Here is a 14,462-nt window from a genome sequence, read left to right as displayed (position 1 = left end):
TATATGTGAGTATGAAAAATTTATTAGAAAAATATTATACTGTCTGTTTGTTGCTTTTGCCTCTATTATCATTTTCCCAAAGAATTGACAATACTGCAGCTTTTAGAGATTTAAAAAGCAATAATTATTTTCGTTTTCATTATGACAACGACTATTTCACCGCAACCGATCATTACTACACGCAAGATGGTAATTTTGAACTTGCAAGCCCAAAACTGATAAAGAATCCGATAAACAACTTATTTAAAAAATTAAAAAACAGCGAACAAAAATATGGATTATCAATAGAACTTATGGGCTTTGCACCAACAAGCCTCAAGTCAGATAAAATCCTTTACGGGGATAGGCCTTTTTCCGCGGCGATAATGCTAAAATCATTTTTAATTTCGACAGATACTATTCATAAAACCAAACTTTCTTCTGCATTAAGCATTGGAATTATTGGCCCCGGCGCTTTAGGCAAGGAAATGCAAACTAAATTTCACGAATGGATTCATGATGAAATCCCACATGGTTGGCAATATCAAATCAAAAATGATATATTGTTAAATTATGAAATTGCTCATGAAAAACAATTATATAAGTTCCACAATTTATTGGCGCTAAATTCTAACGCAAAACTTCGATTGGGAACTGTGAACACAAATATATCTGGAGGGTTAACAACTACTTTAGGAAAAATTAATTCTCCTTTTACTTCCGTAAAAAACAAAAATGACTTCCAGATTTATGGCTATTTACAAGGCTTAGTTTCTATTATTGGATATGATACGAGTTTACAAGGTGGGCTTTTTAATCGAAAAAGTCCTTATGTTATTGCTAATAGCGATATCGATAGATTTACTTTTCAAACTAATTATGGGATTATCATACAATACAAAGCACTTTATCTCGAATATTCCCGCTCTGAACTTTCGAGGGAATTCAAAACAGGCGATCCTCACAAATGGGGCGGAATTAGAATAGGGCACAAACTATAACTTTTTCAAAATCCAATAATCGAAAACCTAAAAACTGAATATAAATTTTACCTTTGATTTATAATAAATAAAAATTATAGTTTACAAATTCAGAATAATCTACGCTACCGAAGACGATATTTTCAGAACATCTTTAGCAAAATGTTGAAGATAAAAATGAATTCAATTTTTTTTAAAATAATATGCTTTCAATAAACAAAATCCACCACATTGCCATTATTTGTTCTGATTATCAAAAATCAAAAACTTTCTATACCTCAATTTTAGGGCTAACAATTTTTCAAGAAATTTACCGTGAGGAAAGACAATCGTATAAACTCGATTTAGCTTTAAACGGAAATTATATCGTTGAGCTTTTTTCATTTCCAAATCCTCCACAACGCCCTTCAAAACCAGAAGCGCTAGGATTACGTCATTTAGCTTTTGAAGTTGACGATATTCAAAAAACGCGAGATTTTTTGGTCAATAAAAATATCATTTCAGAGGAAATTCGTGTTGATGAATTTACGCAAAAAAGCTTCTTCTTTATTGCTGATCCAGACGGATTACCGATAGAATTTTATGAAAAATAAAACATTTCTATTTGTAAAAAAGTAAAAATATTACCAAAATCATAAAAGAAAACATTCCAATCTATATTTCAATCTATTCTGATTTTGTTTCTCTAAATTTGTAATATTCAGACAATTAATTTTCAAATGAACAATACCACGCAAATCAAAAAAAATTATCGCTTCATTAAACTTCAGAAACTAGTTATTGTATCCATTCTAATTGGTTTTCTTTCTGCTTTTTTAGGTGTCATTTTAAAAAATGCTACGGAATATTATGAAGAAATCTTTTTTCACCAAACGATTGTAAATCCAATATTCTATGTTGTTTTTCCAGTTTTTGGATTGTCAATTATTTTTTTTCTTCGGGAATATGTATTTAAAAAGAAGGAAAACAAAGGTATAAAAGAAATCTTTGAAAGTACCAATTCCAATTCAAAAAACTTACCCAGTTATAAGATTTCTTCTCATTTCATTAACGGCTTATTGACTGTAGTCTTTGGTGGTTCTACCGGAATAGAAGTTTCGACAGTTGTCGCTTCGGCAGCTATTGGTTCTGTTGCGCAAAGAAAACAAAATGTATTCAGACAATACAAAACAGAATTAATCTGTGCAGGAGTTGCCGCTGGAATTACCGCATTATTCAGCAGTCCAATTGCCGGAATTTTATTTTCACTCGAAGTAATCTCAAAAAAAGTAACTCGGGCGTTTGTACTAACAAACCTTATAGCCGTTTCGATCGCTTTTGGACTCATTTATTTATTGGATGAAAAACCTTTGTTTGCAGTAAACATTACGACTTGGCATTTAAGAGCTATACCCTACTTTATACTTTTAGGAATTATAGCAGGAATACATTCCGTTTATTTAACCCGTTGTGTTTTGTTTTTTAAAGAACAATTTTCGAAAATAAAAGTACCTTATTTCAAAATTATCTTCGGATCTGTGATTTTAAGTATTTCTCTTTTTGTTTTCCCACAACTTTATGGCGAAGGATATCATGCCATCAAAACTATTTTTATTAATCCAAATGAAATGGTACTTTCACTTTCGTTAGTACTAACCTTTATTGGAATTTTACTTTTGAAACCCATTGTTGCTTCGGCTACTCTTGCTTCTGGTGGAGATGGTGGTGTTTTTGCACCAAGCCTTTTTATCGGCGCTTTTTTAGGATTACTCTTAGCTTTAGTTTTGAACAGATATTTCAATGCAAATGTAATTCCAATAAACTTCATGATAATAGGAATGGCCGCCGTTTTGAGTGCCAGTATTCATGCGCCTTTTACCGCTATATTCTTAGTTTGTGGTTTAACCAATGATTATACATTGCTTCTTCCAATTCTAGTGGTTTGCTTGGTTTCAAAATATACGGCAAAAGCGATTTATCCATTCACTGTTTACTCCTATTCGCCAAGTTTAATAAAATAACTGCTTATGCCTGTTCAAAAAATAAAAAGAAATTATCGTAAAACTAAATACATTCTGTATAAAGAAACTTTAATTGATTTTAAAGAACATTTCTGGGCTTTTTTGGGTTCATTCATTGGTATTGGCATAATTGCCTACTTACAATCTCAAACGTTACCAGATTCAGATGTGGTTTATTTAATTGGTTCATTCGGTGCATCAAGTGTCTTGGTCTATGGCGTAATTCAAAGTCCATTGGCACAACCTAGAAATCTTATTGGAGGTCACTTAATTTCTGCAATTATTGGTGTTACGGTATATAAATTCGTTCCGGATATACTTTGGTTAACCGCTCCGCTAGCTGTTTCTTCATCTATTGTTTTGATGCAAATGACTAAAACATTACACCCTCCAGGCGGAGCGACCGCTTTGATTGCAATAGCTGGTTCTGAAAAAATTAAAAATTTGGGCTATTGGTATGTACTTTCTCCTGTTTTGAGCGGTGTACTTATTTTGCTTGTCGTTGCTTTAATTTTTAACAACATGGCTCACAGCAGGATATATCCAAATCATAAAAAATACCATCAATTTAGAAAAAGAGTCGCTACTATGTTTAAAAGCAAATCAGACGAGTAAAAAACAATGAAAATGGAATCCTTCGAATAAAAATTCTCATTTGCGAATAGCGTTTTCACTTAACATCCTGACTTGGGTGAACTTTCAATTACTATCATTCTTAAATGAATGCATACACAAAAATCTTATCAACAAATCGAAAATCTGAAATCTAAATCTAAAAATTAAATTTTACCTTTGAGCTTTCAATAAAAACAAAGATTATGGTTTATAAATTTAGAGTGATTCTAGACGCGGAAGAAGATGTTTTTAGAGACATTGCAATACTTGAAGACGATACTTTAGAAGATTTGCACAATGCTATTTTTAATTCCTTTGGATTTGACGGAATGGAAGTGGCTTCATTTTATACTTGCGATGAAACTTGGAATCAGGAAGATGAAATCTCACTTTTTGATACCGGTGATGTTCCAGGTGAGCAAAAAATCATGAGCGATTACCAATTGTCAGATATTTTAGATAAGGGAAATACTAAAATCCTCTATGTTTATGATTTCATCAATATGTGGACTTTCCTTGTAGAACTGGCTGCTGTAGAAGATCAAGTTCTTGGTAATTTATATCCGGAAACTATTTTTTCTCATGGAGAAATGCCGGATGAAGCAATGGAAAAAAACTTTGAATCAGATAATGCAGATAACTACAATGATGAATTTGAAGACGGGTTAGACGAAGATGATCTGGATATGTTTGAAGGAGACGATAGTTTTGAAGACTTTGGATTTGAGGAGAACTGGAATTAAAGCATTATACAATTAAGAATCAAGAGCCAAGATAAAAGACCTTTTTGCTGTCTTTCATCTTGGTTCTTTTATCTAAAAAAATAAAAAAGATGATCAACTTATATAATACACACATCGAAAACTTATCAATTCACAGAGTTGGTAATAAAAGTAGAAACGAAGCCATTTTTTTATCGGAGCAACCTTTCAATCTGAATGATGAAATTGTGCCTTTGATGAAAGAATTTTTCTTTAAACCATTTAGAGAAAAAGAAGAAAACTATTTTCAGTTTGCACATGAAATTGATTTGGATTACAATGATATGTTCAAATACGCGACAGAGATTTTTGAAAACCCTAGTACTATTCATGAGGTTTCTAAAAAAATAACAAAACACTTATTTGAACAGTCTAATCATCCTCACATCAAAAATGGAGAAGTATACGTTACATATTTAACAAACGTAAGTATTGATAATAATGTCGTGGATGCCATAGGAATTTTCAAAAGTGAGATTCAGGCTGACTTTTTGCAATTTGAAGAAAAAGAAACGCACTTAGAAATGATTTTACAACAAGGTGTAAGTCTAAATAAATTAGACAAAGGCTGTTTGATCTTTAATTATAAAAAAGAAGAAGGATACAAAATCCTTACAGTAGATAGCAACCGCTATGATGCCAGATATTGGTTAGAACATTTCTTATCTGTTGATGCTTTTGAAGATGAAAACTTCATCACTAAAAAGTATTTAAAATTCTGTCAGAACTTCGCCAAAGATGTTGTCTTCCCTGCTGAAGATAAGAAAGAAGAAGTGATGTTCATGAACCGTTCTGTGAACTATTTTGCAAAAAACGATCAGTTCGAGGAAACAAATTTCTTGAATGAAGTACTAGATAATCCAGACTTAATTCCGGAATTCAAGAACTATAAAATTGATAAAGGAGAAAAATACAGTATTGAAGATGTAACCTCCTTCCCTATTGCTAATGCTGCGGTTTCTGATGCGAGAAAATCAATCAAAAACGTAATCAATTTAGATACACACATTCAAATTAAAATGGATTTCATCAATCCTGAAAGTGCCGAAAAATTTGTAGAAAAAGGTTGGGACGAAGAAAAACAAATGTATTACTACTTAGTTTATTTCAACAAAGAAGAGAAAAGCTAGTTACACTTCTAAATATTCAATCCTCAATTACTTAAGTAGTTGGGGATTTTTTATGCCCTTTTCACACCTTCTTCCATGAGGATATAAAAAAATTTTATTAATTTTATAAGAATTTTATTGTTTTATTTAATTAAAAATGTATTTAATCGATTTTATTTGATATTTAAACGGTTATTAATTAAGTTTAGTCCCCCAAATCTAAATAACCAAATATATGAACACAACCGAAATCAAAGAAAAATTTATAAATAAAAGAATCCTGTGTTCACTATTTGGCCATAAAATAATAACAACCCGAAATGTCACAAATCATTTCAAAGAATTTAAATGCACTGTTTGTCAACTCGAATTAACTAACGATGAAAAAGGCAGAAAAACATTTCTTACCCCAGAGCTAAAAGAAATAAATGAAACACTGATTGGTTTCTATAATAAAAGAATTCATTCTATATGAAAAATCTCTTATTTATTACAGTTAATTCGATTCTAAAACAACAACTTATTCTCTTTTTATTCTTGAAGAAAGCATGCCTTTATAAAATTTAAATTCAGTTTATCACTAACACTATAAAACCCTTGAAAAGATGCTAATCCTTATATTAATCCAATCAATAATGTTATTGAGACAAAAAAATAAATTAAAAAAAAGTCTCTTGAACTCCAATATTACCTTTATCAGCAAATCATAACTTGATTTAAAAGAAACTCTCTTAAAAATACTTGCAAATAAGAGCTTCTTAAAGATGAAACTAAAAGACAATTTGTAGACTTTTGGTTTCGAATTATTTGTAAATTTGTTTTTCCGTAAAACAAAAAAGGATGACTCGTAATTTTTTTAAAGACAGCCCATTCAAAACCTTGATTTCATTCCATAAGCTTATTAAAGCTCTCGAAGAAATTGCTGTCACCAATGTGGATTATCGCTCCAATTACGCCAAAGCATTATTAAAACAAATAGAACCTTTTCCTGAATTTAGAACAGGAATTGAAGATTTAAATTTAATTCATGAAAATGAAACGGTAATCAAATACCTATTAGCCGACCTATTTCCTACTGCCTTAACTAATAATGAAATTAAAGCAGTAACGATTCCTTTCCAGAATTTTACTTTTAATTATACCGAAAGATTCAAAAAAACACTTCATAATGCCGGGACAACATTTGACATGACAATCCGGGATTTTGATGAACACCAATTCTACATCATGAATTGCATTTTGATTCTGAACACATTTTATAATCAACATTTTGATTTCAACAGACCTTTATTTTATGATATTCCAGATGCAAATGGCATTATGAAGCATTATAGAATTCTATATAATGCCGATTTTATGGAAATTATCCCTACTGATAAAGCGATGACATTAACTCCAGAGGATATCGATTTATTGATGGATAATTATGATAATATCGATTTGTGGAAAGAAAAATTCCCATCGGAAAGTTGGATTTTAAAAGGCTTTGGTATCGTATCTCTATTTGATGCTTCCATTGAAAGTGCCATTTCAAACTTAAAAAGTAATCTTCTAAAATCAGAAACGGAACAAATCGATAACACCCTGAATTTTGAAACTATTTTTCGTTCCATTTTTAAGGTATCCGATTTACAAGTCGGTTTCATCATTTATAATGAAGAAGATGAAAAATTTACAAGGCCAATTTATGATGAAAAAAAAATAGGCAGTTTTATTCTTCACGATATCGAAGAAGTCGATTGTAAAAACGCCCTTTTTGGTTGCTCTTTAAAAAACATTTTAGAGCAAAATAAACCTTTTATAATTTCAAATGTTGAAAAATTAGCTCTAACATCAGGAAATGAAAAACTGGGAGAGCATTTGTTAAAACAGAATATTCAAAGCTGTATTCTTGCTCCGGTAATAAAAAATGATAAACTTTTGGGTATTATAGAATTAGTTTCGGCAAAGCCAAGAGAGCTTAACAGCATCAATGCAAACAATCTGGACTTAATTTTGCCTTATTTGGTGGATACATTGGAACGTTATAACAATGATATGCAACACCAAATAGAAGCCATTATTCAAAGAGAATATACTACGATTCATCCTAGCGTGTATTGGAAATTCAGAAAAGAAGCCCAAAAATATTTCCTAACCAGTAATCAAAGTAAAGGTTATATTTTTAAAGAAATTGTTTTCAAAGAGGTATATCCTTTATATGGTCAGATTGACATTAAAGGCTCTTCCGAGCATAGAAACGAGACCGTAAAAGCAGATCTAAAGAATCAACTGAAAACACTCTTGCAAATTTTTGAAAATCTAAAATCCAATACCAATCTTGTATTGTTGGAACAGCGAAAATTTGAATTACAATCGTTTTTCAAAGAATTGGATTCTCCCCTGAAAGCGGATACCGAACAACAGATTCAACGTTATATTGAAACTGAAATTCATCCCATTTTAAAAAATTCCAAAATGGACAATGAGTGCCAAATTTTAGTTGAAAACTATTTTGAAAAACTAGATGAAAAAACGGGATTGTTTTATCAATCCAGAAAGAAATTCGATAATGCAATGTCTATTGTCAATAAAAAACTGGCTGGAATTATTGATAAAAAACAAACGGAAGCACAAAATATTTTTCCGCATTATTACGAACGGTTTAAAACTGACGGGGTAGAACATAACTTGTACATTGGTGCTTCCATTGCTCCAAATCTAACATTTGACATGATGTATCTTAATAATTTACGATTGTGGCAATTGCAAACCTTGTGTGAAATGGAGTTAGAACATCATCAATTAAAGTCTTCTTTGCCCTATAAATTAGATGTCACTTCTCTAATTTTGGTGTTTAGTCCCCCTATTTCTATCCGATTTAGAATGGATGAAAAGCGTTTTGATGTTGATGGAACATACAATGCGAGATATGAAGTGGTGAAAAAACGAATCGATAAAGCCAACATCAAAGGGACTAAAGACCGTATTACCGAAAAAGAAAAAATCACCATCGTATATTCACATAATCAGGAAGAAACCGAATATTTGAAATACATCAAATTCCTGCAATTCAAAAATATTCTCGAACCAAACATCGAACAATTCGAGGTGGAAGAATTACAAGGTGTTTCCGGGCTAAGAGCCATAAGAGTAAAAGTGGTTAATGCCGAGAATAGAGCAATGACTAAAAAGTATTCTTATCAGGATTTATTGGACGAATTAAACTAAACACCAACCATTTTGAAAGCAATTACAAAAGCAATAACCGACAGAACTATTCCTATCATAAAAAGATTATAGGCAATTCGCAACAGTCTGTATTTTTTTTCCAGGACCAATCCCAGAAAATATAAATCTTTAATCATCGAATTATACAGATATTCTCTGTCTTTCATCATCTCATTCATAGCCCATTCATAATCCTCCAAAGGCATTTTATAAAAGTTTCCAAAGAAAAGCAGGTTCACTTTTTTATCTTCAATGTCTTGTTTCGTAAAAACCCCCTTAGTCACTTTTGGACGTGTAGAAAGTATAGCAAAAATGATGGTAATTACACTAGAAATTAACATGACAAAAACAGGAATAACCAAATGAGCATTTTTTGGACTGTCTAATTTTGGAATAATCGTAGATAGTGCAATCGAAATAATAATCGCATTTACAGAAAGTAAAATATTGGCTTTACTGTCGGCAATGCCACTCAAACGCGTGTGATTATTTAATGTTACCCTAAACAAAGTATCTATACCCCGTTCTGGTTTTTCTTCTTTCTCTCTTTTTTTGATTTCTTTTTCTAGCTTTTCTTTCGCTTCTACTTCAATTTTTTTAATTTTTTTCTGTACTTTGTTAATATTTTTTTCCTTTGAGGGCTGCCAATTTTTTAAAGCATAATCCGTATAAAAATGATGCTTATTTACTAAAAAATCCTTGTTTTCTATCGCCCAATCTTTATCCGTAAATAATTTCTGTTCTGTGTTTTCCCATTCTGTTCTCAAAAATTCACAAGCCAAAGCATAATCTTCGCTAAAAAGATGGTAATAATCGGCGTCTTTTATTATTTTTTCTAAAAGGGTTTGAGGTACACTATCCTTCATAGTTGCTTTGATTAAGCCAGTAACTTTCTTTATATAATCATCCGATTTTCCTTTTTCTTTTAAAAAATCGGCTGCAATAACACTACTTAAATCTTCGTGGTTTGCACAACCGTTTATATATCCGGTATCGTGAAACCAAGCTGCGATTACTAGCATTTCTTTGTCAGTAGGATTCAAATTTTCACTGTCGGACAGTGTATTAACTGCATCAACTACGCCAAGTGTATGATTAAAATTATGATAGGTATATAAAACAGAAAGTTTATCTTTGAGTAAATTAAAAACAAAATCTTGGGCTTGATCGATAAGAGTCATAAATAAATTTTTATACTACTAAATTATGAAATTGTTTTCGGATAATTGTTTTATTACCTCGAAGAAAGTGACTTTTATGTTATTTGTTTCAGCCTTGATTTTTCAATCATGTGCAACACATCACGCCCAATTTGGTAAAGAAATCAAAAATCCAGTAGTACAAAACGAAACAGACAGCTCAAAAATTGCACATACTTTTTATTTAATTGGCGATGCCGGAAACGCCAATGAAGAAAAAGCGCAACAAACAATTGGTTTACTGGAAGATCGATTAATAAAAGCAAACAACAATACGACTCTTTTATTTCTTGGCGATAATATTTATCCAAAGGGACTCCCTAATACTGACCATCCAAATGAGCGAATTATTGCCGAAAATAAGCTGACAAATCAACTAAAGCTATCTAAAAACTTCAAAGGCAAAACCATTTTTATTCCTGGAAATCATGATTGGTACAGTGGAATAAAAGGTTTAGTACGCCAAGCAAAGTTTGTAACGGAATATTTAAATGATAAAAAATCATTCTTACCCAGAAAAAGCTGTGGGATTGATGATTTAGAAATCAATAAAAATCTAACACTGATTACTATAGACAGCCAATGGTTTCTGGAAGATTGGGATAAAAGTCCAACCATAAACGATGATTGCACGATAAAATCAAGAGACGCTTTTTTTTATGAGCTAGAAGATATTCTGAATAAAAATCAGGAGAAAACAATAATTTTGGCGCTTCATCATCCGTTAATGAGCAATGGAACACACGGCGGTCAATTTTCATTGGAAAAACAACTATTCCCATTAGAACAAAAGATTCCACTTCCTGTCATAGGTTCTGTTATCAACCTCATCCGAAAAACATCTGGAATAAGCCCGCAAGACATTCAAAATAAACACTACACTCATTTTATTAAACGCATAAAAACACTATTGCAGAGTCAGAATAATGTCATAGTAGTTTCGGGCCATGACCATAATTTACAATACATTGAAAAAGATAACATCAAGCAAATTGTAAGTGGAGCCGGATCAAAATCAGAGGCTGCAAAAGCCGTTAACCCCAATGATTTTTCTTATGGTGGAAATGGGTATGCAAGATTATCTGTTTATGAAAATGGAGCCGCAAAAGTTTCTTTTTACGGGAAGGAAAACAACAAAGAAAAACTGATTTTTGAACAATTTATAGTAGCTAAAAAAGACGATTTCAGCACTAAGAATTTTTCAACTTCATTTGCAAAAACTACCACTGCAACTATCTATTCAGAAAAACAAACGGATAAAAACAGGTTTTATAAATTCCTTTTCGGGAACCATTATCGAAAGTATTACAGCTTGCCGATAGAAGTAAAAACCACTACGATTGACACTCTTTTTGGAGGTTTAAAACCGAAACGTGCCGGTGGTGGACATCAGTCCAAATCATTGCAAATTGTTGACAAAAACGGAAAAGAATATGTAATGCGCGCCTTGAAAAAAAGCGCTTCTCGTTTTCTGCAAGCTGTGGCTTTTAAAGACCAATTTATCGAAAACGAATTTGAAGATACGTATGCAGAGAATTTTTTATTTGATTTCTATACCACTTCACATCCTTATACTCCTTTTGCTATTGGAAATTTGGCCGAAAAAATTGGGGTTTCACATACAAATCCTGTATTGTACTATATCCCTAAACATAAAGCTCTAAAAGATTATAATGTAAATTTTGGGGGTGAATTGTATATGGTGGAAGAACGGCCTACTGACAGCCAAATTGACGTAAAAAGCTTTGGGAGTCCTAGCGCGATAATCAGTACGGAAGATTTATTTAAGAATCTTCACAAAGATGAAAAGTATAATATTGATGAAAGTGAATACATCAAAGCACGCTTATTTGACATGCTCATTGGCGATTGGGACAGACATCAAGATCAATGGCGTTGGGGAGAATATAAAGTAGGCAAAAAGATAATTTACAAACCGATTCCAAGAGATCGTGACCAAGCATTTACAAAATATGATGGAACATTCCTTTCTCTTTTGATGAATATGCCTGCATTGCGTCACATGCAAACCTTTAATGAGAAAATTAAAAATGTAAAATGGCTGAATCGCGAACCTTATCCTTTGGATCTTGCTTTTCTAAAAACTGCCAATGAAAACGATTGGTTACAACAAGCCAAATACATTCAGGAAAACCTTTCGGATAGTGCAATAGACAGCGCCTTTGATAATCTGCCAAAAGAAGTTCAGGATAAAACTATAGAAGCTATAAAGCGCAAATTAAAAGTACGAAAAACACAATTGCAACGCTATGCTTCTGACTATTATAATGTGTTACAAAAAACAGTTCTGATTGTTGGTACCGATAAAAAGGACAAATTTATAATCCACCAGACAACAAAAAATAATATTGGGATCGAAGTATACCGTTCCAAAAACGAAGGCGATGAATTGTTGTACACAAAAGATTTTGTTGCCGGAAAAACAAAAAATATCTGGATTTACGGATTGGATGAAGATGATATTTTTGAAGTAAAAGGAAACTCAAAATCAGACATAAACATTCGATTAATTGGAGGACAAAACGAAGATTCGTATACTGTAGAAAACGGAAAAAAGGTAAAAATTCATGATTTTAAATCAAAAAGTAACACCTACGTTTTAGATTCAAAAACCAGAGTTATTTTGTCCGATGACTATGAGGTCAGTCATTATGATTATGAAAAACCGAAATACAATGTTTTTTCAGGATTACCAAATATTGGTTTTAATCCTGATGATGGTGTCAAAATAGGTTTTATTACAAACTATACCATCAATAAATTCAATCAAAATCCATATACGCAAAAACACATTTTGAAAGCAAATTACTTTTTTGCCACAGATGGATATGAATTGGTTTACAATGCGCATTTCCCGAAGTCAATTGTCAAATGGGATTTAGATTTAGAAAGCCAATTCACGAGTCCGAATTTTACAATTAATTATTTTGGTGCCGGAAATGAAACTGCAAATAATGACGAAACTTTCGGAATGGATTACAATCGCGTGCGCATCCGAATGTTGAAAGTTTTACCATCCATCAAAAAAGTGGGGAAATATGGAAGCACACTACATTTCCAAACTTCATTTGAGCAAATCAGTGTGGAAGAAACCAATAATCGATTTATAAATATTCCCGGAATCGTAAATCCTGGCGTTTTTGACAGTCAGCAATTTGCGGGAGCAACACTTAAATATAGTTTTGAAAATTATGATATTCCATCTTTTCCTTCCATGGGGATGGGTTTTTCTATCGCTGGGAATTGGAAAATGAATTTGAACGACGCCAAAAGAAATTTTCCTTCATTAGAAAGCAAAATTAATTTTAACCATAAAATTGATGCAAATGGCAAAATAGTTTTAGCAACTATTTTGAAAGCAAAAGTATTATTGAATAACAATTTCGAATTTTATCAAGGAGCAACTTTGGGTGGTGATTATGACTTAAGAGGCTTTAGAAACGAGCGCTTTTTAGGCAATCAATCCTTCTATCAAAGTAGTGATATACGTTGGAATTTAGGAAAAATCAGAAGAAGTGTCTTGCCTATGACCTACGGTATTTTAGGTGGTTTTGATTATGGAAGAGTTTGGCAAAAAGACGAGAATTCAGATAAATGGCATCAATCTTTTGGTGGCGGATTATGGCTGAACGGTTTGAATGTAGTTACGGCCAGAATCACCTATTTTAAAACTACCGATGAAGAAGCCCGAATTGCTTTTGGTTTAGGATTTGGATTTTAGTTTTTTGACACTTACATCATAAACATTTCCTCCTACACTTTTGACTTTTTCATCAGCTATAAAAATTCTGTCATTATCAATAAAAGAAGCGGCTTCTTTTTGGGAAAAATTGTTTAGTTCGAGGGTAGTTTTTATTCCATTCAGAAAATTATCACCTCCGAAACTTTCGAATAAAAATATCTTATCATGGGTTAAAACAGCAACTTTGGACTCATCAGGGCTTATGGCAGCGCTTGTAATTGCGCAATGATTGTAATTGTCACAAGTTTTAAATTCTCCCATTAAAACCGCTTGATGAAAACCTGCCGTATTTGGAATTTTGTATAAAAAAGCGGTCCCGTCAAAACCTTTACTTCGGTTTTTAGTGAAGAGATAGAAATTATTTTTAAACTCAAAAAAACCTTCGACATCATAGAACATTTTTGTTTTTTTGGGAGGGAAATCTTTTTGTTCCGGATACGCAAATGAAATTTCATACGCTGGAATTACACTTTCAGCTGCTAAGGATTTTTTATCGATTTTATAAATCCTTAAATCCTTTCTTTCATTATCATTGTTTCCGAAATCACCAATATATAGATTCCCATCTTTGTCTTTTGTGATATCTTCCCAATCGACATTCTCCGTATTTTCGATGGTTATTGTTTTTTCAATTTTGCCATTTTCAAAATTCAGTCCATAAATTTCATTCGCATTACCGCTGTCTTCCAGTGTCCAAAGCAAATTGCTTTTAGATGAATAGGTAATTCCTGAAACTTCTTTTAGCTTTTTAGGCAACGAATAAACCGTTGTTAAAGTACCCGAATCTGGTTGACAAGAAAGAAAAGTAAAAGCAGATAAGATGAAAATGTAGTTTCTCATAGTTGA

Annotated in this window: 11 protein-coding genes; 9 read left to right on the top strand and 2 right to left on the bottom strand. The window is 32.0% G+C overall.

Going from position 1 to position 14,462, the window contains the following annotated elements:
- The first annotated feature begins 11 nt into the window (after positions 1 to 11).
- The 8 genes from E0H99_RS13215 to E0H99_RS13180 all read left to right on the top strand — a co-directional run bounded on the left by E0H99_RS13215 (position 12) and on the right by E0H99_RS13180 (position 8,654).
- Positions 12 to 980 carry a lipid A deacylase LpxR family protein gene (locus tag E0H99_RS13215; RefSeq protein ID WP_131996355.1) on the top strand — a complete coding sequence of 323 codons (969 nt, stop codon included), beginning with the start codon at positions 12 to 14 and terminating at the stop codon, positions 978 to 980.
- A 182-nt stretch (positions 981 to 1,162) separates the two neighbouring features.
- A complete protein-coding gene (locus tag E0H99_RS13210; protein WP_131996352.1) occupies positions 1,163 to 1,552 on the top strand; it encodes a VOC family protein in 390 nt (129 codons plus the stop codon).
- 126 nt (positions 1,553 to 1,678) lie between these two features.
- Positions 1,679 to 2,959, top strand: a complete 1,281-nt coding sequence (locus E0H99_RS13205; protein WP_131996349.1) for a chloride channel protein — start codon at positions 1,679 to 1,681, stop codon at positions 2,957 to 2,959.
- A gap of 6 nt (positions 2,960 to 2,965) precedes the next feature.
- Entirely contained in the window at positions 2,966 to 3,574 is a 609-nt protein-coding gene (locus tag E0H99_RS13200) for an HPP family protein (protein WP_131996346.1), read from the top strand.
- A 203-nt stretch (positions 3,575 to 3,777) separates the two neighbouring features.
- Positions 3,778 to 4,317: an IS1096 element passenger TnpR family protein gene (locus E0H99_RS13195; protein WP_131996343.1), complete on the top strand. Its 540-nt coding sequence runs from the start codon at positions 3,778 to 3,780 to the stop codon at positions 4,315 to 4,317.
- 89 nt (positions 4,318 to 4,406) lie between these two features.
- Positions 4,407 to 5,465 (top strand): nucleoid-associated protein, encoded by a 1,059-nt coding sequence (locus E0H99_RS13190; RefSeq protein ID WP_131996340.1) that lies wholly within the window; start codon positions 4,407 to 4,409, stop codon positions 5,463 to 5,465.
- A 214-nt stretch (positions 5,466 to 5,679) separates the two neighbouring features.
- Positions 5,680 to 5,919, top strand: coding sequence for a hypothetical protein (locus E0H99_RS13185; RefSeq protein ID WP_131996337.1), 240 nt, complete (start codon positions 5,680 to 5,682; stop codon positions 5,917 to 5,919).
- A gap of 365 nt (positions 5,920 to 6,284) precedes the next feature.
- Positions 6,285 to 8,654 carry a GAF domain-containing protein gene (locus E0H99_RS13180; protein ID WP_131996334.1) on the top strand — a complete coding sequence of 790 codons (2,370 nt, stop codon included), beginning with the start codon at positions 6,285 to 6,287 and terminating at the stop codon, positions 8,652 to 8,654.
- Here E0H99_RS13180 and E0H99_RS13175 read toward each other — a convergent pair.
- On the bottom strand, positions 8,651 to 9,835 hold the full coding sequence (locus E0H99_RS13175) for a Pycsar system effector family protein (RefSeq protein WP_131996331.1): 1,185 nt from the start codon (positions 9,833 to 9,835) through the stop codon (positions 8,651 to 8,653). The genes E0H99_RS13180 and E0H99_RS13175 overlap by 4 nt on opposite strands.
- 25 nt (positions 9,836 to 9,860) lie before the next feature.
- Between E0H99_RS13175 and E0H99_RS13170 the strand changes: the two genes are divergently transcribed.
- Positions 9,861 to 13,595: a metallophosphoesterase gene (locus E0H99_RS13170; protein WP_131996328.1), complete on the top strand. Its 3,735-nt coding sequence runs from the start codon at positions 9,861 to 9,863 to the stop codon at positions 13,593 to 13,595.
- On the opposite strand, the gene E0H99_RS13165 is transcribed toward E0H99_RS13170, so the two are convergent.
- A complete protein-coding gene (locus E0H99_RS13165; RefSeq protein WP_131996325.1) occupies positions 13,578 to 14,456 on the bottom strand; it encodes a hypothetical protein in 879 nt (292 codons plus the stop codon). The genes E0H99_RS13170 and E0H99_RS13165 overlap by 18 nt on opposite strands.
- Positions 14,457 to 14,462 lie beyond the last annotated feature (6 nt).

Source organism: Flavobacterium sp. GT3P67, from assembly GCF_004349155.1.
GTDB classification, from domain to species: Bacteria; Bacteroidota; Bacteroidia; order Flavobacteriales; family Flavobacteriaceae; genus Flavobacterium; species Flavobacterium ranwuense.
The sequence above is the reverse complement of the archived record's forward strand: the minus strand, read 5'-3'. Positions and strand labels throughout refer to the sequence as shown.